This is a genomic window from Azohydromonas lata NBRC 102462 (genome assembly GCF_001571085.1).
Classification (GTDB): Bacteria; Pseudomonadota; Gammaproteobacteria; order Burkholderiales; family Burkholderiaceae_C; genus Azohydromonas; species Azohydromonas lata.
Map to the genome: position 1 here is coordinate 34784 of NZ_BCTC01000033.1, position 22298 is coordinate 57081.

The window sequence follows — 22298 nt, forward strand, 5'->3', positions numbered from 1 at the left end:
ACGAAACCCCATCAACAATAAGTTGTGGGTCCGAACCTTGGCTTGAAACAGGATGCGAGCGCAGCGCACGGTGCCCAGCGAGCGCGGCCGGGCACGCGAAGGCCAAGCGGGCGGGGAAGCGTCCTACCCCTCCCTCAGTGCTTCCACTTGCTTGAAGCCTAAACAATTGATCCCTAAAGTTCCCGCTTCGGCCTCACGGCCCGCACCGGATGTTGGAGGGGCGGCGAATGAAGATCGTGTGCGTTGGCGGCGGCCCGGCCGGGCTGTACTTCGGACTGCTCATGAAGCGGCTCAACGCCGCCCATGACGTCACCGTCGTGGAGCGCAACCGCCCCTATGACACCTTCGGCTGGGGCGTCGTCTTCTCGGACGCCACCATGGACAACATGCGCCAGTGGGACGCCGAGTCCGCCGCCACCATCCAGCAGGCGTTCAACCACTGGGACGACATCGAGCTGCGCTTCAAGGGCCGCACCCTGCGCAGCGGCGGCCACGGCTTCGTCGGCATCGGGCGGAAAAAACTCCTGAACATCCTCCAGGCCCGCTGCGAAGAAGTGGGCGTGAAGCTGGTCTTCGAGCGCGAGGTGGAGTCCGACGCCGAGTTCCCGGACGCCGACCTGCTCATCGCCTGCGACGGCATCAACTCCCGGTTGCGCACCCGCCACGCGTCCACCTTCCAGCCGGAAATCGTCACCCGGCCCAACCGCTTCATCTGGCTGGGCACGAAACGGCTGTTCGACGCCTTCACCTTCGACTTCCAGCGCACCGAGCACGGCTGGTTCCAGGCCCACATCTACAAGTTCGACGCCGACACCTCCACCTTCATCGTCGAGTGCCCGGAACACGTCTGGCGCGCCCACGCCCTGGACCGCGCCGACACCGACGCCTCCATCGCCTTCTGCGAGCGCCTCTTCGCCGACACGCTGCAGGGCGAAAAGCTGCTCTCCAACGCCCGCCACCTGCGCGGCTCGGCCTGGCTGAATTTTCAAAGGGTGGCCTGCGCCCAATGGTGGCTGCACAACCCGCAGGGCGCTTACGTCGCGCTCATGGGCGACGCGGTGCACACGGCCCACTTCGCCATCGGCTCCGGCACCAAGCTGGCGCTGGAGGACGCCATCGAGCTGACCCGCCAGTTCCGCGATCTGGGCGACACCGTGGAGCACATCCCGCAAGCCCTGCAGCAGTGGCAGGAGACGCGCCGCGTCGAGGCGCTGCGCCTGCAGAACGCCGCCTGGAACGCCATGGAGTGGTTCGAGGTCTGCGGCGAGCGCTACTGCGACCACCTGGCGCCGGAGCAGTTCATGTACTCGCTGCTCACCCGCAGCCAGCGCATCAGCCACGAAAACCTGCGCCTGCGCGACAAGGCCTGGCTCGAAGGCTACGAGCGCTGGTTCGCTGCCCGTGCCGGCGTGGAGCGGTCGGCCGATCAGCCCGCCGTGCCGCCCATGTTCACGCCCTTCACGGTGCGCTCGATGACGCTGAAGAACCGGGTGGTGGTCTCGCCCATGGCCCAGTACTCGTGCACGGACGGCGTGCCAGGCCCGTACCACCTCGTCCACCTGGGTGCGCGCGCCCTGGGCGGCGCGGCGCTGATCTGCGCGGAGATGACCTGCACCAGTCCCGACGCCCGCATCACCCCCGGCTGCCCCGGGCTGTGGAACGACGAACAGGGCGAGGCCTGGAAGGCCATCGTGGACTGGGTGCACGCGAACAGCGATGCCAAGATCGCCATGCAACTCGGCCACGCCGGCGCCAAGGGGTCCACCCGCCGCGCCTGGGACGGCATCGACCTTCCCTTGCCCGCGGACGGCCCGGAACCCAACTGGCCGCTCATCAGCGCCTCGCCCCAGCAGTACCTCGCGGGCGTGAGCCCGTTCTCCCGCGCCATGACGCGCGAAGACATGGACCGCGTGCGCGAGGATTTCGTCGCCGCCACCCGCCGCGCCACCGCCGCCGGTTTCGACTGGCTGGAGCTGCACTGCGCGCACGGCTATTTGCTCTCCTCCTTCCTCTCGCCGCTGACCAACCGGCGCGAGGACGACTACGGCGGCCCGCTGGAGAACCGCCTGCGCTACCCGCTGGAGGTGTTCCGCGCCGTGCGCGAGGCGTGGCCTGCACACCTGCCCATGTCCGTGCGCATCTCCGCGCACGACTGGGTGCCCGGCGGCAACACGCCCGCGGAGGCCGTGGACATCGCCCGCGCCTTCAAGGCCGCGGGCGCGGACGTGATGGACGTCTCCTCCGGCCAGGTCAGCAAGGACGAGCACGTCACCTTCGGCCGCATGTTCCAGACGCCCTTTGCCGACCGCGTGCGGCAGGAGGCCGGCATCGCCACCATGGCCGTGGGCGCCATCAGCGAGGCCGACCACGTGAACTCCATCGTCGCCGCCGGCCGCGCCGACCTCTGCGCCGTCGCCCGCCCGCACCTCGCCAACCCGGCCTGGACGCTGCTGGAGGCGGCCAAGATCGGCTTCACGGAGATCGCCTGGCCCAAGCAGTACCTGGCGGCCAAGCGCCAGCTGGAATCCAACCTCGCCCGCGAGAAGGCCGCGGCGGCGCCAGGGAGCCGCCCGTGAGCGGCGCGCTGCCGCTGGCCGGGCGGCACGCGCTGGTGACGGGCGCGGCGCGCGGCATAGGCGCGGCCATCGCCCGCCGCCTGGCGGCCGACGGCGCCACGCTCACGCTGCTGGGCCGGCATGAGGACACACTGCAGGCGCTGGCCCGCGAGCTGCCGGGCGTCGCCCAGGCGCGCACGCTGGTGTGCGACGTGGCCGATGCGGCTTCCGTCGCCCGCGCCTGGCAGGCGCTGGAAGCGGCGGGCGCGGACGTGCACGTCCTTGTCAACAACGCCGGCCAGGCCGCCAGCGCGCCGCTGGTGAAAACCACCAATGAGCTTTGGCAGCGCATGCTGGCCGTCAACCTCACCGGCACTTTCAACTGCACCCGCGCCGCGCTGCCGGCCATGCTGCGCGGCGGGTGGGGGCGCATCGTCAACGTCGCCAGCACGGCAGGGCAGCGCGGCTACGCCTACGTGGGCGCCTACGCGGCGGCCAAGCACGGCGTCATCGGCCTCACGCGCTCGCTGGCGCTGGAGGTGGGCAGCAAGGGCGTCACCGTCAACGCCGTCTGCCCCGGCTTCACCGAAACGGACCTGCTCACCGACAGCATCGCCAAGGTCGTCGCCACCACGGGGCGCGACGCCGAGGCGGCGCGCCGTGAATTCACCCGCCACAACCCGCAGGGCCGGCTGGTGCGGCCGCAGGAAGTGGCGGACGCCGTGGCCTGGCTGTGCACAGCGGGCGCGGGCAGCGTCAACGGGCAGTCGCTGTCCATCAGCGGCGGGGAGGTGATGTGAGCGCGTCGCCACGGCCCGCAGGCACTCACGAGGGAGCCGCCATGAAGAATCCAGTCACCCAGGTCCGGGACTTCAAGCTGGTGCAGTCCCTGGGCGAGGACGCCATAGGCCGCGAGGCCCGCGCTGCGCCGGAGGACCACTCCGCCGTGCGGCTGTGGCTGCGGCTGCTCTCGTGCAGCACGCAGATCGAGCAGGCCGTGCGCGTGCGGCTGCGCCAGCGCTTCGGCACCACGCTGCCGCGCTTCGACTACCTCGCGCAACTGGAGCGCTGCCCCGAGGGCCTGCGCATGAGCGCGCTCTCGCGCTACCTCATGGTCACGGGCGGCAACGTCACGGGGCTGACCGATCAGCTCGTGGCCGACGGCTGGGTCGAGCGCGTGGCCGATGCGCAGGACCGCCGCTCGCTGCTGGTGCGCCTCACGCCCAAGGGCCGCGAGGAATTCCTGGCCATGGCCGCCGAGCACGAGGGCTGGCTCATAGACATGTTCCAGGGTTTCGAGCCTGCGCACCGCGACACGCTCTATGAGCTGTTGGGCCGGCTGCGCGTGCACCTGGCCGGCAAGGAGGCCGGCGACGGCGGCGAGCCGCTGCCGGAGCAGGACGACGTTTCCCCCCGCGCCGCCGCGCGCAAGGAGCGGTGATGAGTAAATCCCTCGATCCCGCCCTGGCCGCGGGCAACCGCCTGGCGCTTGCCGGCTACGACGCGCGCCACTTTCTGTGGGAAGCGCGCGAGGGCGTGGCCACCCTCACGCTCAACCGTCCAACGCGCAAGAACCCGCTGACCTTCGAGTCCTACGCCGAGCTGCGCGAGCTGTTCATCCGGCTGAAGTACGCGACCGACGTGCACGCCGTCGTCATCACCGGCGCCGGCGACAACTTCTGTTCCGGCGGCGACGTGCACGAAATCATCGGCCCGCTGGTGGATTTACCGGCACCGGAGCTGCTGATGTTCACGCGCATGACCGGCGAAGTGGTGAAGGCGCTGCGCGCGTGTCCGCAGCCCGTCATCGCGGCGGTGGACGGCGTGTGCGCGGGGGCGGGCGCCATCATCGCCATGGCCAGCGACCTGCGGCTGGGCACGGCCCGGTCCAAGACGGCTTTCCTCTTCAACCGCGTGGGCCTGGCCGGTTGCGACATGGGCGCCTGCGCGCTGCTGCCGCGCCTCATCGGCCAGGGGCGCGCGAGCGAGCTGCTGTTCACCGGGCGCAGCTTGGGCGGCGAGGAGGCCGAGCGCTGGGGCTTCTTCAATCGCCTCGTCGCCCCCGACGCCTTGCTGGCCGAGGCGCAGGCGCTGGCGCGCGAGCTGGTCCGCGGCCCTACCTTCGCCAACGGCATGACCAAGACCATGCTCCACCAGGAGTGGTCCATGGGCATCGACCAGGCCATAGAAGCCGAGGCCCAGGCGCAGGCCCTGTGCATGGCCACGCAGGATTTCAAGCGTGCCTACGAGGCTTTCGTGGCGCGCGAGAAGCCGGTGTTCCGCGGCGATTGAAGGGGTCTCCATGGCCGACACGCGTTACCTGGACTGGCCCTTCTTCGAGCCCCGCCACCGCGCCCTGGCGCGCGAGCTGGACGCCTGGGCCGCGCAGCACCTCGCCGGCGATCACGGCGCCGACGTGGACGCCGCCTGCCGCGCGCTGGTCCGGCAGCTCGGCGCGGCGGGCTGGCTGCGCCACGCGGTGGCCGGGCGCGCGCTGGGCGGCATCAGCGACGCCATAGACACCCGCGCCGTGTGCCTGCTGCGCGAGACGCTGGCCCGCCACAGCGGCCTGGCCGACTTCGCCTTCGCCATGCAGGGCCTGGGCTCCGGCGCCATCTCCCTGGCGGGCACCGAGGCCCAAAAAGCGCGCTGGCTGCCGGCGGTGGCGGCCGGGGAGGCGATCGCGGCCTTTGCGTTGTCGGAGCCGGACGCCGGGTCGGACGTGGCGGCCCTGTCCTGCGCGGCGCGGGCCGAAGGTGACGCCTATGTGCTCGACGGCGAGAAGACGTGGATCTCCAACGGCGGCATCGCCGACTTCTACGTGGTCTTCGCCCGCAGCGGCGAGGCCCCGGGCGCGCGCGGCATCTCGGCCTTCATCGTGGAGGCGGGCACGCCGGGTTTTCACATCGCCGAGCGGATAGAAGTGATGGCGCCGCACCCGCTGGCGCGTTTGAAGTTTGAAAACTGCCGCGTGCCGGCCTCGCAGCGCCTGGGCGCGGCGGGCGAGGGTTTCAAGCTCGCCATGCGCACCCTGGACGTGTTCCGCACCTCGGTTGCCGCCGCCGCGCTGGGCTTCGCGCGGCGCGCGCTGGATGAGGCTTTAACTCGCGCCACCACGCGGCCCCTGTTCGGCGGCGTGCTGGCCGATCTGCAACTCACGCAGTCGAAGCTGGCGCAGATGGCGCTGACGATTGAGAGCGCCGCGCTGCTCACCTACCGCGCCGCCTGGCAGCGCGACCAGGGCCGGAACGTCACGCGCGAAGCCGCCATGGCCAAGCTCGCCGCCACCGAGGGCGCGCAGCAGGTCATAGACGCCGCGGTGCAGCTCTGGGGCGGCCTGGGCGTGGTCAGCGGCGTGGCGGTGGAGCGGCTGTACCGCGAGATACGCGCGCTGCGCATCTACGAGGGCGCCTCGGAGGTGCAGCAACTCATCATCGCGCGGGAGCTGCTGCGCGAAGTCCGCGCCGTGCAGGCGCCCTGACGATTCAACTCCGCACCAGGAGATGTCCATGCCCAGTGCCCACCTAGACACCTTCGCCCGCGACCGGCTGCCGCCGCCGCCGCTCATGCCGGAGCTCGTCTTCGACCTGCCGGCGCTGGAGTTTCCCGCGCAACTGAACTGCGCCTGGGAGCTGCTGGACCGCCACGTGGCCGAGGGCCGCGGCGAGCGCGTGTGCCTGCGCGCGCCGGGCCTCATCTGGACCTACCGCGACCTGCAGGAGCAGGCCGACCGCATCGCCAACGTCCTCGTGCACGAGCTGGACCTCGTCCCCGGCAACCGCGTGCTGCTGCGCTCGGCCAACAACCCCATGCTGGCCGCCTGCTGGTTCGGCGTCATCAAGGCCGGGGGCATCGCCGTCACCACCATGCCGCTGCTGCGCGCCAAGGAGCTCAAGGACGTGCTGGACATCGCCCAGTGCAGCCATGCCCTGTGCGACACGGCGCTGGCGCGCGAGCTCATGGCCGCCGCCCAGCTCTGCCCGCAACTGCGCCACGTCCGCCACTTCAACACCAACGCCCGCGACCCGCAGGGGCTGGAGCAGGCCATGCAGCGCCAGCCCCGCGCCTTCGCCAACGTCGACACCGCCGCGGACGACACCTGCCTGCTGGCCTTCACCTCCGGCACCACCGGCGTGCCCAAGGCCACCATGCACTTCCACCGCGACCTGCTGGCCGTGTGCCGCTGCTGGCCGCCGCACATGCTCCGCGCGCAAGCGGACGACGTCTTCATCGGCAGCCCGCCGCTGGCCTTCACCTTCGGCCTGGGCGGGCTGCTGCTCTTTCCCCTGTCCATAGGCGCCAGCACCGTGCTGCTGGAGAAGGCGGCGCCGGCGCAGTTGCTGGACGGCATCCGCGACTTCGGCGCCACGGTGCTGTTCACCGCGCCCACCTCCTACCGCGCGCTGGCCGCGCACGGCGAGGCGCTGCGCGGCACGCGGCTGCGCAAGTGCGTCTCGGCCGGCGAGGCGCTGCCCGCGGCCACGCGGCTGCAGTGGCGCGAAGCCGCGGGGCTGGAGATCATCGACGGCATAGGCACCACCGAGCTGCTGCACATCTTCATCTCGGCCGACGAGGCCCACGCCCGCCCCGGCGCCACGGGCGTCGTCGTCCCGGGCTACCGCGCCGAGATCGTGGACGACGAGGACCAGCCCGTGCCCGCCGGCACCGTGGGCCGCTTGCGCGTGAAGGGCCCCACCGGCTGCCGCTACCTCGCCGACGCCCGCCAGGCCAGCTATGTGCGCAACGGCTGGAACTACACGGGCGACGCCTACTCGCAGGACGCCGACGGCTATTTCCACTTCCACGCCCGCACCGACGACCTCATCGTCAGCGCCGGCTACAACATCGCCGCACCGGAGGTGGAAGCGGCGCTGTTGAGCCACCCCGCCGTGGCCGAGTGCGGCGTCATCGGCGTGCCGGACGCCGAGCGCGGACAGCTCGTGAAAGCCTTCGTGGTGCTGCAGCCGGGCTTTCAGGCCGACGCGGCCATGGTCCGCGCGCTGCAGGACTTCGTGAAGCAGGCCATCGCGCCCTACAAGTACCCGCGCGCCGTCGCCTTCCTGGAGACGCTGCCGCGCACCGCCACCGGCAAGCTGCAGCGCTTCCGCCTGGGGCGCGCCGAATGAACCCCTCACAGGAGCCGGCCATGTCCGCACTGCTTCCCCCCGGCTGGCCGCGTCCCAGGGGCTACGCCAACGGCGTGTCCGCGCGCGGCCGCATGGTCTTCGTGGCCGGCATGGTCGGCTGGGATGAGCGGCAGCAATTCCCCAGCGACGATTTCGCGGTCCAGGCCACACAGGCGCTGCGCAACATCGTGGCCGTGCTGCAGGCCGGCGGCGCGCAGCCCTCGCACCTCGCGCGCATGACCTGGTATGTCACCGACAAGCGCGAGTACCTCGCCGCGCTGCCGGCCATAGGCGCGGCCTTTCGCGAGCTCATAGGCCACTACGACATCGCCATGACGGCGGTGCAGGTCGTGGCGCTCATCGAGGACAAAGCCAAGGTGGAGCTGGAAGCCACGGCCGTGGTTCCCGACTGACCCGCATCCGTGTTGCTGCAGCGCAGCGAGCATCGCGAGCCTCGGGGGCCGTTGCCTGCGCATGGGTTGAAGCCTGGGCCCTACGGCTTCGATAGTGCAGGCCCACATCGCGAGCCAGTGCATCGCGCTGTACCCCCACCGAGGAGACAAGCATGAGCCAGCAGTCCAGCAAAGCGGCCCCGCGCCGCGGTTTCATCAAGAATGCCGTGGCCGCCACCGTCGGCACCGGCGCCATGGCCGCGCCCATGGTGTCGCGGGCGCAGACCACCACGCTGCGCTTCCAGAGCACGTGGCCGGCCAAGGACATCTTTCACGAGTACGCCAACGACTTCTCCAAGAAGGTGAACGACATGGCCGGCAGCCGCCTCAAGATCGAGGTGCTGCCCGCGGGCGCGGTGGTGCCGGCCTTCCAGATGCTGGACGCCGTGAGCAAGGGCACGCTGGACGGCGGCCATGGCGTCATCGCCTACTGGTACGGCAAGAACTCGGCGCTGGCCCTGTGGGGGTCGGGCCCCGCCTTCGGCATGGACCCCAACATGGTGCTGGCCTGGCACTACTACGGCGGGGGAAAGGCCCTGGCGGAGGAGATCTACAAGAGCCTCAACCTGGACGTGGTCTCCTTCATGTACGGACCCATGCCCACGCAACCATTGGGCTGGTTCAAGAAGCCCGTGGCCAAGGCCGAGGACATGAAGGGCCTGAAGTTCCGCACCGTCGGCCTGGCCGTGGACGTGTTCACCGAGCTGGGCGCGGCGGTCAACCCGCTGCCCGGCGGCGAGATCGTCCCGGCGCTGGACCGCGGCCTCATCGACGCGGCCGAGTTCAACAACGCCTCCTCCGACCGCGCCCTGGGCTTCCCCGACGTGGCCAAGAACTGCATGCTGCAAAGCTTCCACCAAAGCGGCGAGCAGTTCGAGATCCTCTTCAACGGCGCCAAGTACAAGGCGCTGCCCGCGGAGCTCAAGGCCATCATCGACTACGCCGTGCAGGCCTCCAGCGCCGACATGAGCTGGAAGGCCGTGGAGCGCAACTCGCGCGACTACGAGGAGCTCAAGAAGGCCGGCGTGAAGTTCTACAAGACGCCGGACGCCATCCTGCGCGCGCAGCTCGCCGCCTGGGACAAGGTCATCGAGAAGAAGTCCGCCGAGAACCCGATGTTCAAGCGCGTGCTGGACTCGCAGCGCGCCTTCGCGCAGCGCGCCGGCCAGTGGCAGGGCGACTACCTCGTGGACTTCAGGATGGCCTACAACCACTACTTCGGCCGCGGCGCCGGGCAGACCCAGCCCAAGAAGACCTGAGCCCGGCCTTCTCCTCATGAGGCAGTAACAGTCCGGGGCGCCTGCAGCAGGCGCCCCTTCCTTTTGTGGCAAGCGAAGGGGATGCGATGCAAAAGGCATTGCTGGCGGTGGACCGGTTCTCCACCTTCGTGGGCAAGGCCTTCGCCTGGACGGCGGTGGGCCTGACGCTGCTCATCAGCTGGGAGGTGTTCAGCCGTTACGTGCTCAACAGGCCGCATGCCTGGGTGCTGGACGCGCAGATCATGCTCTACGGCACGCTGTTCATGACGGCCGGCGCCTACACGCTGTCCAAGAACGGCCACGTGCGCGGCGACGTGCTCTACGGCTTCTTCAGCCCGCGCACGCAGGCGGCCATAGACCTCACGCTGTACCTGCTGTTCTTCCTGCCCGGCGTGGTGGCGCTCACGTGGGCGGGCTGGCAGTTCGCGCACGAGTCGCTGGCCATACGCGAGCAGACCTTCTCGGCCGACGCGCTGCCGCTGTACCCGTTCAAGTTCGTCATCCCGCTGGCCGGCGCCATCCTGCTGCTGCAGGGCGTGGTGGAGATCGTGCGCTGCGTGCTGTGCCTGCGCGAAGGGTGCTGGCCCCGGCGCGACGGCGACGTGGAGGAGGTGGACGTGGACAAGCTGCGCGAGATGGTGCACGTCCAGGCCGACGGCGCTGCCGCGGCGGATGCCGCCGTGCTGCCGCCGGCGCAACGCCAGGAGGGCGCGTGATGAAGCTGCGCAAGGAACTGTGGTTCGGCTTCGGCCTGATGGCGCTCATCGGGGCCGGCGCCGTGGCCATGCTGGTGGGGGCCGAGCGCATCACCAACGGCCACATCGGCCTGCTGATGCTGTCGCTGGTGGTGGTGGCCATCATGCTGGGCTTTCCGACCGCCTTCACGCTCATGGGCATGGGCATGGTCTTCACCTGGCTGGCCTACGAGCGCGACACGGCCAAGACGCTGGACCTCATGGTGCAGTCGGCCTACAAGGTGATGAGCAACGACGTGCTCATCTCCATCCCGCTCTTCGTCTTCATGGGCTACCTGGTGGAGCGGGCCAACCTGATAGAGAAGCTGTTCAAGAGCCTGCACCTGGCGCTGGCGCGGCTGCCCGGGGCGCTGGCGGTGGCCACCCTCGTGACCTGCACCCTCTTCGCCACGGCCACGGGCATCGTGGGCGCGGTGGTGACGCTCATGGGGCTGCTGGCGCTGCCGGCCATGCTGCGCGCGGGCTACTCGGTGCCGCTGTCGGCCGGGGTCATCACGGCCGGTGGTTGCCTGGGCATCCTCATCCCGCCTTCGGTGCTGCTCATCGTCTACGGCGCCACGGCCGGCGTGTCGGTGGTGCAGCTCTACGCGGGCGCCTTCTTTCCGGGGCTGATGCTGGCGGGGCTGTACATCCTCTACACCATCCTGGTGGCCAAGCTCAAACCGACGCTGGCGCCGCCGCTGTCCGCGCAGGAGCGCGCCGTGGCGCTGCCCGCGCCGCTGCTGCAGGCCGGCGCCGCGCCGCACGCCCACGTGCTGCCCGGGCTGCTGGCCGCGCTCAAGGGCCGGCGCGCGCATGGCGTGCCCACGGGCTACCTGCTTGGGCAAAGCCTGGTGGCGGCGCTGCCGGCGCTGGTGTTCGTGGCGGCGGCCCTGGTGAGCCATGACGTCGTGACGCGGCCGCAGGCGGCGGAGGCCGGATCGGGGCTGACGGAGATCGGTGCAGAGCCCTCCGAGCGCAGTGCCGGCGGCGGCCTGGCCGAGCCGCCGCCGGATGGCGCGCTGCAGGAGCCCCCGGCCGAGGGCGGCTTGCAGGAACCGCCCTCCGGCGGCGCCTTGCAGGAGCCTCCCGGCAGCGGTGCCGGCGGGCTGCAGGAGCCGCCGGGCGCCGCGGGGGGAGCGGACGCGTCCTCCGGCTCAGCCGGCCTGGCCGAGCCGCCCGGCGCGGCGGTGTCGGCGGGCGAGGGGGCCGACGCCGCCGCTCCCCGGTCCGCGCCTGCCGGCTTCTGGATCACCTTGGGCGTGCTGGCCGTGGTGCTGCTGCTGTTCTATGCGCTCTTGAGCTTCGCGCGGCTGGAGGTGTTCAAGATGCTGCTGGGCAGCTTTTTCCCGCTGCTCCTCCTCATCCTGGCCGTGCTGGGCTCCATCGTGTTCGGCCTGGCCACGCCGACCGAAGCCGCGGCCGTGGGCGCGTTGGGCGGCGCGCTGCTGGCGGCGGCCTACGGGCGGCTGAACCTGCAGGTGGTCAAGGAGTCGGTCTTCCTCACGGCCAAGACCAGCGCCATGGTGTGCTGGCTGTTCGTGGGCTCGGCCATCTTCTCGGCGGCCTTTGCGCTGCTCGGCGGCCAGGAACTGGTGGAGCAGTGGGTGATGGGGCTCAACCTCAGCCGCACGGAGTTCATGCTGCTGTCGCAGGTGATCATCTTCATCCTGGGCTGGCCGCTGGAGTGGACGGAGATCATCGTGATCTTCATGCCCATCTTCATCCCGCTGCTGGACAACTTCGGCGTGGACCCGCTGTTCTTCGGCCTGCTGGTGGCGCTGAACCTGCAGACGGCTTTCCTGAGCCCGCCCGTGGCCATGAGCGCCTTCTACCTGAAGGGCGTGGCGCCGCGGCACGTGACGCTCAACCAGATCTTCGCGGGCATGCTGCCCTTCATGGGCATACAGATCGTGGCCATCTTCCTGCTCTACCTCTTCCCCGGCATCGGCCTGTGGCTGCCGCGGCAGCTCTACGGCGGCTGAGGCGGGGCGCCGCGGGCAGCGGCTTGCCGGCGGACGGCTTGCGCATCCGTCCGCCGGCCCCATCTCGGCAAGGTGGCGACGCCGCGGCGCCTGGCGCGGACCCCAATGCATATGCCGTCCGCATATGTATAAAAAGACAGTAGTCTGAAGCCGTCGTCGATCAACCCCGGGAAGTCCTTGTGATGTGCAACCTGGCCGAACCCCTGCAGTGGGCTGGTGAGCCCGGCCGGCCCGCGGCCGACGCGCCGGCCGTGGGCCCGTTGCCGGCGCAAGCCTCGCGGCATCCGTTGCCGCAGCTTTCGGCGCACGAAGCGCGTTGCCTGCTGCAGCGCATCGCCGCGCTGCGCGAGCAGGCGCAACTGGCCGTGCTGGGTGCGGACGCCGCGCGCGATGCCGTGCCGGCCTGTGCGCTGCAAGGCATCTGCCAGGCGCTGCACGAGGCGGAAGCAGCGATCGCGCACGCCCAGGAGCTGGCGGCGCGGGCCCTGCACTGAACCCGGCCCGCCTTCAAACCCCTCGCCTCACCCCCCGCTGCAGCAGCGCGAACACCGCTTCCACCACCAGCGCCAGCGCCGCGGCCGGCACGGCGCCGGCCAGGGTTTGGACGTGGTCGTTGATGGCCAGGCCCGTGACGATGCGCTCTCCCAGCCCGCCAGCGCCCACGAAGGCCGCCACGGTGGCCGTGCCCACGTTGATCACGGCCGCCGTCTTGATGCCCGCCAGCATCACGGGTGCCGCCAGCGGCAGCTCCACCGAGCGCAGCACCTGCGCCGGCTTCAGGCCCAGCGCCGCGCCGGCCAGGCGCAGCCCCTGCGGCACGCCCGCCAGCCCCTCGTGCGTGTTGCGGACGATGGGCAGCAGCGCATAGACGAACAGCGCCAGCAAGGCTGGGACGAAACCTATCGTGCCCACCAGCGCGATCAAGAAGGCCAGCAGCGCCAGCGACGGCACCGTTTGCAGCACGCCCACCGCGCCCAGCACCAGCCCGGAGAGCGCCTTCACCCGGTGGGCCAGCACGCCCAGCGGCACGCCCACCACCACGGCCATCGCCACCGAGCCGAACACCATGGCCAGGTGCTGCAGCAGCAGCCGGCCCAGGTCCGGCGCCAGCAGCCGCGCCATGAAGCCCGGGGGCGACGCGGGCGCGCCGGCCGGCGCCGAGGCGGCGGCGGCGCTGCCGCGGTCCAGGAACTCGCGCGCCACGTCGGCGAAGGCGCGGCCGTCCACCTCGGCCTGGGCGTTCATGGCCGTCATGGCCGCTTCGTCGATGCGGCCCTGCAGCGCCGCGGCCAGCGGCCGCTCGTCCAGCGAGGCGCGCATCAGCAGCACCGCGTCGTAGCGGGGGAAGAAATTGCGGTCGTCGCGCAGCACGCGCAGGTGCAGCCGCTCGATCTGAGCGTCGGTGGTGTAGACGTCCACCACGTCCACCTGCTTGCGCGCCAGCGCCTGGTAGGCCAGGCCATGGTCCAGGCCGGCGCCGGGCGCCATGCGCAGCCCGTAGGCGCGGCTCAGCCCCGGCCAGCCGTCGGCGCGCTGCAGGAACTCGTGCGACAGGCCCAGGCGCAGCGCGCCCGCCTGCGCGGGCGGCAGCGCGGCCAGGTCGGACAGGGAGGCCACGCCCAGCCGCTGTGCGTCGTCCTCGCGCAGGGCCAGGGCGTAGGTGTTGTTGAAGCCCAGCGGCACGGCCGCCTTCAGGCCGCGCGGCGCCAGCCGGGCGTTGAGCTGCTCCAGCGAAACGGCGGCCTGCGTTCCTTCCAGCTTCAGCAGCTCGCGCGTGATGGTGCCCGTGTACTCCGGATAGACGTCCACGGCGCCGCTGGACAGCGCCTGCTCCAGGATGGCCGTGTTGCCCAGGCCCTGCCGGTGCTCCGCCGCGATGCCGGCGCGCCGCAGCGACTGCGTGACCAGCTCGCCCAGCAGGTAGCTTTCCGTGAAGCGCTTGGAGCCCACGGCCACTTCGGCGTGGGCTTCCGGAGCCTGCCCGGCGCGCGACGCCGCGCCTGCCGGCTGCTGCGCGTGCGCCGCGCCGGCCAGCAGCACCAGCGCCAGTGCCGCCAGTGCACGTGCGGCGGCCCGCAGGTTCAACTTGCGCCGGCGCTGCTGCCCTGCTCCAGCAGGTGCCGTTTCACGGCCTCCGCGTCGTTGCCCGCGGCGCGCACCGCGTCCTCCAGCTGGGAGATGGTCACGCCGAAGTAATCGACCCAACGCCGCATCGCGGCTTCGTCGTTGAGGTCGATGGAGTCTCCGGGGCGGGTGGGTTCGGTGTGGGTAGCCATGGCCCATGGCGGCAAGCGCCATGCCCCGTGCGGCATGGGCCAGGCCGCCGATGAAGAAAATTGCAGCCCGGCGACGGTTCGGCCCGCGGGCAGGCCTCCTGCAGGGGCTGCGCTGCGTTGTTTCAGTACATGGAGCGTTGAGGCCCTGCCGGGTGATGGTTCCAGCGGCAACAACCCGTCCCCCTTCAATCCCACCGCCAGGTCCACACCAGGTCCACGCCCGTCGTCTCCCCGGTCAGCAGCCGCAAGGTAAAGCGTTGGGCGATCTTGTAGACCAGGTCGAAACCGCCGCCCGTGGCGTCCAGGCTTTGCCGGTAGCCCACGTAAAAGCGTTCGGAGAGCTGCTTGCCGACGCCCACCACCGCGTCCGACAGCCCGCCGGAAGCGCCGCGCGAGACGGAAAAGGCGTCCAGCCCAAGCCGCTGCGCCAGGCCGGGGCCGCTGCTGCCCTTGTTGCCCGCCAGCAGCGCCAGCGCCGCGCGCTGCAGCAGCGCGGTCTGGTCGCCCGCCAGGTCCGTGGACGCCTTGCCCAGCGTCAGCCACGAGAGCTTGTCGATGTCCGAGAGCGCCGGCGTGGACACCAGCGCCACGCGCGGGTTCTGCGCCGAGCCGGTCACGCCCACGCCCACGCGCACCTCGTCCAGGTCCGTGCGCAGCGCCTCGATGTCCAGCGTCGGGTTGGCCACCGGCCCGGTGAAGGTCACCAGGCCGCGCGTGATGTCCAGCTTGGCGCCGTAGGCGTCGAACACGCCGCCCACGGTGCGCACCGTGCCCACCACCGCCACCTGGTCGTTGGGCGCGGTCACGCGCAGCTCGCCGGCCAGCAGCGTGTTGATGCCCTTGCCGCGCACGCGCAGGTCGCTGCCCAGGTCCACGCGCAGGTCCAGGTCCATCTTCATGGGCGTTTGCGGCTGCCCGGTGCCCGGGGCGGGCTTGCGCGCCATGGCGGGGTCGTCCACCACCACCACGTCGTCCGACAGCGCGGGGGCACTGCTGCGGCCCAGGTCGATGAGGCCCCGGTCCACCTTGAAGCCGCCGCGCAGCGACAAATCCTTGCCCTGCAGCCGCGCCTGCGCCCGGCCGCTGACGTCCACGCGGCGGTCCACGCGGCCCAGGGCCTGGAAGCGGTCCAGCACCAGCGCCACGTCCACGCCGGGCTGCTCGCCCAAGCGCGCGCCGCCCTGCAACTGCGCCGTGCCGTCGCCCGCGCGCAGGACGAAACGTTCGATGCGCACCTGCTCGCCGTCCAGCGCCACGCGCATCTCGCCGTCGCGCACGCGCACGCCCTCCACGAAGTTCGTGACGCCCAACTGGTTGCCCAGCAGCGTGCCGGCGACTTCCGGCGCACCCAGGCGGCCGCCCACGCGGGCGCGCGCGTCCACCGTGCCGGCCAGGCGCCAGCCCACGGGCAGCCACGGGTCCCACACGCCCAGGTCGGCCACGCGCAGCTCCACGTTGCCCTGCACGGGCGTGGCGGCGCTGGGCCAGACCTCGCCCGGCGCCGTGCGCGCGCTGGCGCCGGCCGAGAGCACGCCGATCTGCTGGCCGGCCACGCCCGCCCCGGCATTCCACTGGTTGCCATTGGCGCGCAGCGAGAGTTGCAGGGCCGATAAGCCCATGGCGCGGCGGCTGCCGCCCGCGGCCAGGCTCAGGTCGCCGCGGCGGCGCTCCACCAGCACGTCGGCCTGCAGCGTGGGTGCCGTGCGCACCACGGCGCGGCCGCTGATCTCCAGGTCGCCCTGCCAGCCCATGTCCGGCTGCAGCCGCGACAGCAGCGGCGCCACGGCCAGCGGCTCCAGGTTGACGGCAGCGTCCAGTTGGGCCGGCGCGCCCCCCGCGCCGGCCTGCCAGCGCACGGCGCTCCACTGCACGCCCGCGCCCAACACCGTGGCGCGGCCGGGCTGCACGTTCAGGCTGGCGGGGCGGCTGCCCTCGGCCATCCGGAACGCCAGCTCCACGTCGGCCGCCTGCAGCAGCGCGTCGGCGGCGCCGGCGCGGCGCGCGTCCACGCGCGTGATGCGGCCCTGCCAGCCCGCCAGCGTGGCGGGCAACGCGCCGCTGCCGCTCTGGATCAGGCCGCCCTGCGCCTCCAGCGCGAAGCGGGTGCGCGTGCCCGCGGCGCCCGGCGGCGGCGGTTGCAGCAGGTCCGTCCACTCCGGCGGCTGCGCGGCGGCTTCGCCCTGCAGCGCCAGGCGGTGGGCGCGGGTGGTGCCGTCCAGGCGCACATCCACCGCCGGCACGCGCAGCCACTGCCCGCTGCCGGCCAAGGCCAGGTCGGCCAGTTGAAGGTTCAGCTCCAGCGGGGCATCGCCCACCGTGGCCAGGCGCCAGCGGGCCTGGCCGCTGCGCAGGCGCAGGGTGGGCAGCGACAAGCCGTCGGCGCTGGCCTGGCCCTGGCTGCGCAGCGCGGGCCAGCGGCCGTCCAGCGTGAAATTGGCCTTGGCGGCGCCGGCCACGGCCAGCGGGCGCACGGGTGCGGACGCGGCCGCCTTCGCCGCGCCTGCCTTGGCGCCGGCTTGGGCGGTTCTCGTCGCAGCCGGCTTGTTGCCCGCCTTACCTCTGGTGGTGGCCGCGGGCGCCGGGGCCGGCAGCAGCGCGGCCAGCGGGTTGAGGCGCTGCAGCGCGGGGGCGTCCACCGTGGCTTCCCAGTGGTCCGCCTGCGGGTTGCGCGCCAGCAGGCCTTGGGCGTGGGCGGCGTTGCCGTCCACTTGGGCGTCCAGGGCGGCTTGCAGGCCGGCGCTGGTTCCGCGCAGCGAGGCTGCACCCTGCAGCGGCACGTCGGCCAGGCGGCTGGGCGGGATGCCCACGTCGGCGCGGCCTTCCAGCCTCGCCAGCCAGGCCAGCAGGTCGCCGCCTGGGCCGGCCGCCGGCAGCGTCATGGCCGCGTCCACGCGCGCGGCCAGCTGGCTGGGCAAGCGGCGCAGCGGTGCGTCGGCCGGGCCGCTCCACCAGGGGCGCAGGTCCAGGTCGTCCAGGGCGGCCTTGGTGTCCAGTTGCCAGGGCGCGCCGGCCGCCGCCTGGCGCATGCGGCCCTGGGCCGAGAGGCGGGCCGTGCCGGCGCTGCCCTGCAGCCGGCGCAGCGCCACCACGGTGGCGGCGGCTTCGGACTGCCAGCCGGCCTCCAGGTCCAGCTTCAAGGCCTCGGTGCCGCCGGGCGCCGCCATCTCGCCCGCGAGTTGGCCGGTGAGGTCTATAGAGCGCGGGCCCGCCGCGGGGGCAGCGGGTGCGGACGCGGCGGAGGCCGGCGCCGCCGGCGCGGCGGCCACGCCGAAACCGCGCCCCGTGGCGTCCAGCCGCCCGCCCAACGTGAGCGCAGGCGCGCGCGCGTCCAGCCGCGCCGGGCGCAGCTCTTCCAGCAGGGCTTGCAGCGTGAACACGTCGCCCTGGGTGCGGCCCTGGGCGTTGATGCGGCCGGCCGGCGCCTCGGCGCTGCCCAGCAGCAGTTGTGCGTCGTTGAGCTGCAGGTGCCCAAGGTCGGCGGGGTTGATCAGCGCGTCCAGCTTGGCTTGGCGCACGGGCACGCGGCCGGCGTCCCAGGTGCCGGCCGCGGCGTTGTCCAGCTCCAGGCGGGCCTGGAGCTGGTTTTGCGGGCTGGGCTGGATGACGGCCTGGCCGCTGAGCGCCGTGCGCGGCGCCGTGGGCAGCAGCACCTGCAGGTCCAGCGCCTGCACGCGGGCCTGCAGCCGCGACAGCGGGAACCCTGCAAAGGGCGTGACCGTGGCCATGGCGTTGAGCGACTGCGGCGGCTCGGTGCGGGCCTGCAGCGCCGCTTCCAGCGACAGCGTGGCCAGCGGCCCGCGCAACTGCACGGCCGCGCCCAGCGAGGGGAGCTGGCCGGCGGCGGGTTGCGACAGGCGCAGGTCGGCCTGCACCGGCATGGGCGCGTCGGCGCCCACCTGGGCCTGGCCTTCGACCTTGAGCGGCCCGCGGCTGACGGCGAAGTTCTCCACCCGGTGCCGGCGTCCGCCGTCCTCGCCCACGTGCAGCGCCGCCTGCAGCGCACGCAGCGGCTCGCCGGCCAGGGCGGCGGCGTGGAATTCGTCGATGCGCAGCGCGCCCACTTCCAGCGCCACGGGCAGCCGCAACTGCTGCGGCGGGGGCGATTTCGGGGGCGGCGGCTCCTGGGCCTGCGGCAGCGTCAGAAAGCCCTGGCGTGCCGTCAGCGCGTCGAAGGCGACCTGGGCGTAGGGGCCGGACAGGCGCAGCCGGTTCACGCGCAGATTCGTCCAGGCCGGCTCCACCAGGCGCAGCTCGCCGCCGACGCCAAAGCGCACGGTGATGGCGTCCGCGCCGAAGTCGCCGAGCAGCGTGCCGCGCGGCCGCGTGACTTCCACGCCCGGCAACTGGCCCAGCGCCCAGGCCGTGCCGCGCTCGGTGCGCAGGCTCCACCAGGCGGCGCCGGCAACGGCCAGCACCAGCGCCAGCAGCAGCAGGGCAAGGACGATGAGCGCGCGGCGCAGCCGGTGCGGGCGTTGGGGTGGCGGCGTGTGGCCGGGCGTGGAGGGGGGCGGCGCGGGCGGATTCGTGGCGGCCATGGATTCAACGCTCATTCAGAAACTTGCCCCCGCCGTCACGTGCACTCGGAAACGCGCGTCGTCCACGCCGTAGGCCAGGTCCAGCCGCAGCGGCCCAACGGGGCTGCGGTAGTGCAGGCCCACGCCCACGCCCACGGCGGGCTTGATGTCGGAAAAACGCTCGGCCGCGTTGCCGGCGTCAATGAAGGCCGCGCCCAACAGCGCCGGCATGCGGCGCGAGATGGGGTGGGTGATCTCGGCGCTGGCCGTGAGCAGCGAACGGCCGCTGGTGACCACGCCGTTCACCTCCGGCCCCAGGCTGCGGTAGGCGTAGCCGCGCACCGAGTCCTCGCCGCCGGCACGGAACAGCAGCGGGTCCGGCACGCCGATGGCTTGCCGCGCGAAGACCTGGCCCACGTCCAGCCGCAGCCGCGCGTTCCAGCCGTTGCCAAAGGGGCGGAAGGCCAGCAGCCGCGTGTAGAGGCGGCCAAAGGGGCCGCTCTCGGCCTCGTCGCTGCGGGCGTAGCCCAGGGCGGTCTGCAGGATGACGGCCTGCCCGCGCGTGGGCAGCAGCCGGCTGTCCACGTCGCGCCAGGTCCAGTCGGCGTTGGCGGTGAGGGCCTGCGAGGTGACGCGGCCCAGGGGCGAGTCCACGCGCGAGTAGGTGCCTTCGCCGTAGTACATGCGGTCGAGCTTGTTGCGGCTTTGGCTGCGGCCCACGCGCAGCCGGGCCGAGAGGCGGTCCTCGTCCTCCACCTTGAGCTGCTCGACGTTGCCGGCCACCAGGTCCTGCCACATGCGCTCCTTGGCATAGGACCGCAAGTCCCACTCCCAGAGCTTGCGCTGGCTGCCGAGCTCGAAGTTGTTGCGCGCCGTCCAGTTCAGGCCGAAGGGGCGGCGGTGGAAGTGCTCCAGCGTGAAGCGCGGCCCCGTGTCGCTGCTGTAGCCCAGGCCCAGCGTGGCGTTCTGTTCGCGCTGCTCGCGCACGCGCACGGTGACGGGCGTGGCGTCGGCGACTGAAGGGTTGGTGTCGATGGAGACGGCCGCGCCCTCGTACAGGCCGGACAGGCGCAGGCGGTCCTGGTAGTCCAGCAGCTTTTGCTCGCTGTAGGGCTCGCCCGGCTGGAAGTCGGCCAGGTTGCGTATCGCCTGCTCGCCGTAGCGCTGCACGCCTTCGAGCTTCAGGCCCCCCAGGTGGAAGAGCGGGCCGCTGTCGGCTTGGGCGGTGAGCGCGGCGGCCTGCTCGCGCGAGCGTATGGCGGCCTGCGTGTCGGTCCAGGTGGCGGCCGGGTAGCCGTTGGCTTGCAGCTGGGTGATGGCGCCGTTCTTGGCGGCGGTCCAGTCGTCCTGGCGGAAGGCGTCGCCGGGCTTCAAGGGCCAGTCCTTCTGTACCTTCTCCCGCAGCCGTTGGGCGGGGCGCTCGCCCGCGTCGGCGCGCTGCTGCAGGTTGCCCTTCACTTGCACGTCCACGCTTTGCACGGTGGTGCGCGGGCCGGGGTCGATGCTCACCACCACGCGAGGCAGCTTCCCTTCGGCCGGCGCGGGCTCCAGGCGCGCCTGCACCTGGGCATTGAAATAGCCCTCGGTGCGCAACAGGGTGCGGGCCTGCTCGGGGGCTTGGGCGACGAGGCGGGCGAGCTCCTCGTCGGTGAGGCCCTGGTCGGCCGGGACGGTGCGAAAGCGCGCCAGGTCCAGGTTGTCGCCCACCAGGGCGCGCAGCTCGCGCGGGCCTTCAACCTCGATGTCGTAGCGCGGCGGCCCTTCGGCGGGCGGCTCGCCGCGCGCGGCGGCGGCCTCCTGGTCCGACTTGGGTTTCAGAACCGAGCAGCCGCCCAACAGCGCGGCCAGGGCCAGGACGATGGCAAAAGCAAGGGGACGCGGGCGCGTGGGCGGCATTGACGGCTTGTGGAGAGGACAGGCCGCACGCAGGGGCAATCACCGTACCGGCCTCGCCGGACGGGGGCGGCACGCGGTCTGGAGCCGGCGAAAAAATGGGCGGGATCCCGCAATCCCGCCCAAAGCACCGACGAAGGAATGCCGTGGTCCGCTGCGAATCGGCGTGAGCCGCCGCGCGGCGCGGCAAACCTTGGTGGAGACGACAGCAAGCGCAGGGCTCAAGGCGGGCGGTGCAGGGCCGGGAAGATCGCGGCCGGGCCTGGGACTTGTCCGGGGTGGGCGGCGGCACAGCGGTGCCGGCACGCCGCCCCCGCCTGGAAAGGACGTCGGAACCGGGGCCGCGGCCCTCAGCGCGACGGGATGCTGCCCGGCACCGTGCCCCCGGGCACCGTGGTGGAGGGCAAGGTGGCGGAGGGCAGCGTGGCGCTGGGCACCGTGCCGCCCAAGGCCGGCGGCACGGGCGCGGCGGGCAAGGGCGGCGTGGTGGCGCCGCTCAGCGGCGGGGGCGGCGCCACCGTCCCCGGCGGTGTGGTACCTGCTGTGGCGGCCGGCACCGTCGTGCTCGGCACGGTGCTGCCGGGCACGGGCGTGGTGCCCGGCGCCGTTGGGCTGAGGAGGGTGGTGCCGGGAATGGTGGTGCCCGGCAAGGTGGTGGACGGGATGGTGGGACTGGGCGCCGTCGGCGTGGCGGGCAAGGCGGGGTTGGTGGTCGCCCCCATGCCGGTGACGGCGCCGGCGCTGCCGGAGGCCGGCCCAACGCCGCTGCCGTTGAGCGGGGCGCTCTGGTAGGCGGGGAACTGGGGCTGCGCGGGCGCCTGCGGCAGCGGCTGGGTCTGCGCCTGCGACAGCGCAGCGGCGCCGGCCAGCGCGGCGGCGGCAAGGGAAGGGCGAAGGGCAAGGCGGGCCATGGCGGTCTCCTGGAACCTGGGAGGGGCGCGGGCCCTTGCCCGGGAGCGGGCCGGGGCCCATGCAGGGTGCTCAGCAAGGCCAGGGCCCGCGGCGGCGCGGAAGGGCTGCAAGCGTTTGCCAGCCGCAGGCACCGGACTATTCCCGGGCTCGCCGGATGCGCTCCCGGTTCGCACCGCGCGCCGGCTTGCGCACCATGACGGGCATTGGCTGGCGCCGGGCCGCAGACCGGCGTGCCGGCCCTCTTTATGAGGTTCCAGCCGCCACGCCCCCGCGGCGGCCGGCACCCTCCAGGCCCAAGAACATGAACCACGCCGTTGCCTTCGATCCCGCCGAGCTGCGTCGCCGCCTGGGCGAGCTGCACCGGGAGCAGCCCCTGCTGGATCCGGCCGCGCCCGCCATGCGCATCGGCATCGCCGACGCCGAGGGCGAGTTGCTGCACGTGGTGGAGACGTCCAGCCTGTCGCAGGCCGTGAAGGTGTTCGAGCTGTTGGGCGACTTGGGCCTGGAGCCGTGCGAGGGCCGCCACCGCAGCCCCGACGGGCGCCGCCTCACGCGGCTGTATTCGCCGGCCCGCGATTGAATATTTTCCGCG

The 22298-nt window shown here is 72.4% G+C and carries 17 protein-coding genes; 12 read left to right on the forward strand and 5 right to left on the reverse strand.

What is annotated here, in order from left to right:
* Window positions 1-227: 227 nt before the first annotated feature.
* The 11 genes from ALA01S_RS13535 to ALA01S_RS13585 all read left to right on the forward strand — a co-directional run bounded on the left by ALA01S_RS13535 (window position 228) and on the right by ALA01S_RS13585 (window position 12605).
* The gene (locus tag ALA01S_RS13535) at window positions 228-2576 is read left to right on the forward strand and encodes a bifunctional salicylyl-CoA 5-hydroxylase/oxidoreductase (RefSeq protein ID WP_066337242.1); all 2349 of its coding nucleotides are present in this window, start codon (window positions 228-230) and stop codon (window positions 2574-2576) included.
* Window positions 2573-3355: an SDR family NAD(P)-dependent oxidoreductase gene (locus ALA01S_RS13540; RefSeq protein WP_066337243.1), complete on the forward strand. Its 783-nt coding sequence runs from the start codon at window positions 2573-2575 to the stop codon at window positions 3353-3355. The genes ALA01S_RS13535 and ALA01S_RS13540 overlap by 4 nt, the downstream gene beginning before the upstream one ends.
* A gap of 41 nt (window positions 3356-3396) precedes the next feature.
* The gene (locus tag ALA01S_RS13545) at window positions 3397-3996 is read left to right on the forward strand and encodes a MarR family winged helix-turn-helix transcriptional regulator (protein WP_084267529.1); all 600 of its coding nucleotides are present in this window, start codon (window positions 3397-3399) and stop codon (window positions 3994-3996) included.
* Complete coding sequence (locus ALA01S_RS13550; protein WP_066337244.1) at window positions 3996-4847, forward strand: enoyl-CoA hydratase family protein; 852 nt, start codon at window positions 3996-3998, stop codon at window positions 4845-4847. Before ALA01S_RS13545 ends, ALA01S_RS13550 begins: the two co-directional genes overlap by 1 nt.
* A gap of 10 nt (window positions 4848-4857) precedes the next feature.
* Window positions 4858-6036: an acyl-CoA dehydrogenase family protein gene (locus tag ALA01S_RS13555; RefSeq protein WP_066337246.1), complete on the forward strand. Its 1179-nt coding sequence runs from the start codon at window positions 4858-4860 to the stop codon at window positions 6034-6036.
* Between the two features lie 28 nt (window positions 6037-6064).
* A complete protein-coding gene (locus ALA01S_RS13560) occupies window positions 6065-7681 on the forward strand; it encodes an AMP-binding protein (RefSeq protein WP_066337282.1) in 1617 nt (538 codons plus the stop codon).
* 20 nt (window positions 7682-7701) lie between these two features.
* Entirely contained in the window at window positions 7702-8094 is a 393-nt protein-coding gene (locus ALA01S_RS13565; protein ID WP_066337248.1) for a RidA family protein, read from the forward strand.
* 152 nt (window positions 8095-8246) lie between these two features.
* Window positions 8247-9392 carry a TRAP transporter substrate-binding protein gene (locus ALA01S_RS13570; protein ID WP_066337249.1) on the forward strand — a complete coding sequence of 382 codons (1146 nt, stop codon included), beginning with the start codon at window positions 8247-8249 and terminating at the stop codon, window positions 9390-9392.
* A gap of 86 nt (window positions 9393-9478) precedes the next feature.
* Entirely contained in the window at window positions 9479-10108 is a 630-nt protein-coding gene (locus ALA01S_RS13575; RefSeq protein ID WP_066337250.1) for a TRAP transporter small permease subunit, read from the forward strand.
* Window positions 10108-12111, forward strand: a complete 2004-nt coding sequence (locus tag ALA01S_RS13580; protein ID WP_066337252.1) for a TRAP transporter large permease subunit — start codon at window positions 10108-10110, stop codon at window positions 12109-12111. Before ALA01S_RS13575 ends, ALA01S_RS13580 begins: the two co-directional genes overlap by 1 nt.
* A gap of 182 nt (window positions 12112-12293) precedes the next feature.
* On the forward strand, window positions 12294-12605 hold the full coding sequence (locus ALA01S_RS13585; RefSeq protein ID WP_066337254.1) for a hypothetical protein: 312 nt from the start codon (window positions 12294-12296) through the stop codon (window positions 12603-12605).
* 13 nt (window positions 12606-12618) lie between these two features.
* On the opposite strand, the gene ALA01S_RS13590 is transcribed toward ALA01S_RS13585, so the two are convergent.
* The 5 genes from ALA01S_RS13590 to ALA01S_RS32975 form a co-directional block, all read right to left on the reverse strand.
* Window positions 12619-14196, reverse strand: coding sequence for a glycine betaine ABC transporter substrate-binding protein (locus ALA01S_RS13590; protein ID WP_238455792.1), 1578 nt, complete (start codon window positions 14194-14196; stop codon window positions 12619-12621).
* Entirely contained in the window at window positions 14193-14387 is a 195-nt protein-coding gene (locus ALA01S_RS33955; protein WP_066337255.1) for a DUF3606 domain-containing protein, read from the reverse strand. Before ALA01S_RS33955 ends, ALA01S_RS13590 begins: the two co-directional genes overlap by 4 nt.
* A 185-nt stretch (window positions 14388-14572) precedes the next feature.
* Window positions 14573-18937 (reverse strand): translocation/assembly module TamB domain-containing protein, encoded by a 4365-nt coding sequence (locus tag ALA01S_RS13600; RefSeq protein WP_157118988.1) that lies wholly within the window; start codon window positions 18935-18937, stop codon window positions 14573-14575.
* Entirely contained in the window at window positions 18938-20797 is a 1860-nt protein-coding gene (locus ALA01S_RS13605) for an autotransporter assembly complex protein TamA (RefSeq protein ID WP_066337261.1), read from the reverse strand.
* A 347-nt stretch (window positions 20798-21144) separates the two neighbouring features.
* Window positions 21145-21705 (reverse strand): hypothetical protein, encoded by a 561-nt coding sequence (locus ALA01S_RS32975; protein ID WP_157118989.1) that lies wholly within the window; start codon window positions 21703-21705, stop codon window positions 21145-21147.
* A gap of 302 nt (window positions 21706-22007) precedes the next feature.
* Between ALA01S_RS32975 and ALA01S_RS13615 the strand changes: the two genes are divergently transcribed.
* Window positions 22008-22286 (forward strand): hypothetical protein, encoded by a 279-nt coding sequence (locus tag ALA01S_RS13615; protein WP_066337263.1) that lies wholly within the window; start codon window positions 22008-22010, stop codon window positions 22284-22286.
* Window positions 22287-22298 lie beyond the last annotated feature (12 nt).

Excerpts from the sequence above, each read along its gene's own strand:
- ALA01S_RS13580 (WP_066337252.1), top strand. The coding sequence starts at position 10,108 with ATGAAGCTGCGCAAGGAACTGTGGTTCGGCTTCGGCCTGATGGCGCTC.
- ALA01S_RS13585 (WP_066337254.1), top strand. The coding sequence starts at position 12,294 with ATGTGCAACCTGGCCGAACCCCTGCAGTGGGCTGGTGAGCCCGGCCGG.
- ALA01S_RS13570 (WP_066337249.1), top strand. The coding sequence starts at position 8,247 with ATGAGCCAGCAGTCCAGCAAAGCGGCCCCGCGCCGCGGTTTCATCAAG.
- ALA01S_RS13560 (WP_066337282.1), top strand. The coding sequence starts at position 6,065 with ATGCCCAGTGCCCACCTAGACACCTTCGCCCGCGACCGGCTGCCGCCG.
- ALA01S_RS13600 (WP_157118988.1), bottom strand. The coding sequence starts at position 18,937 with ATGAGCGTTGAATCCATGGCCGCCACGAATCCGCCCGCGCCGCCCCCC.
- ALA01S_RS13535 (WP_066337242.1), top strand. The coding sequence starts at position 228 with ATGAAGATCGTGTGCGTTGGCGGCGGCCCGGCCGGGCTGTACTTCGGA.
- ALA01S_RS13550 (WP_066337244.1), top strand. The coding sequence starts at position 3,996 with ATGAGTAAATCCCTCGATCCCGCCCTGGCCGCGGGCAACCGCCTGGCG.
- ALA01S_RS32975 (WP_157118989.1), bottom strand. The coding sequence starts at position 21,705 with ATGGCCCGCCTTGCCCTTCGCCCTTCCCTTGCCGCCGCCGCGCTGGCC.
- ALA01S_RS13555 (WP_066337246.1), top strand. The coding sequence starts at position 4,858 with ATGGCCGACACGCGTTACCTGGACTGGCCCTTCTTCGAGCCCCGCCAC.
- ALA01S_RS13575 (WP_066337250.1), top strand. The coding sequence starts at position 9,479 with ATGCAAAAGGCATTGCTGGCGGTGGACCGGTTCTCCACCTTCGTGGGC.
- ALA01S_RS13565 (WP_066337248.1), top strand. The coding sequence starts at position 7,702 with ATGTCCGCACTGCTTCCCCCCGGCTGGCCGCGTCCCAGGGGCTACGCC.
- ALA01S_RS13545 (WP_084267529.1), top strand. The coding sequence starts at position 3,397 with ATGAAGAATCCAGTCACCCAGGTCCGGGACTTCAAGCTGGTGCAGTCC.
- ALA01S_RS13615 (WP_066337263.1), top strand. The coding sequence starts at position 22,008 with ATGAACCACGCCGTTGCCTTCGATCCCGCCGAGCTGCGTCGCCGCCTG.
- ALA01S_RS13605 (WP_066337261.1), bottom strand. The coding sequence starts at position 20,797 with ATGCCGCCCACGCGCCCGCGTCCCCTTGCTTTTGCCATCGTCCTGGCC.
- ALA01S_RS33955 (WP_066337255.1), bottom strand. The coding sequence starts at position 14,387 with ATGGCTACCCACACCGAACCCACCCGCCCCGGAGACTCCATCGACCTC.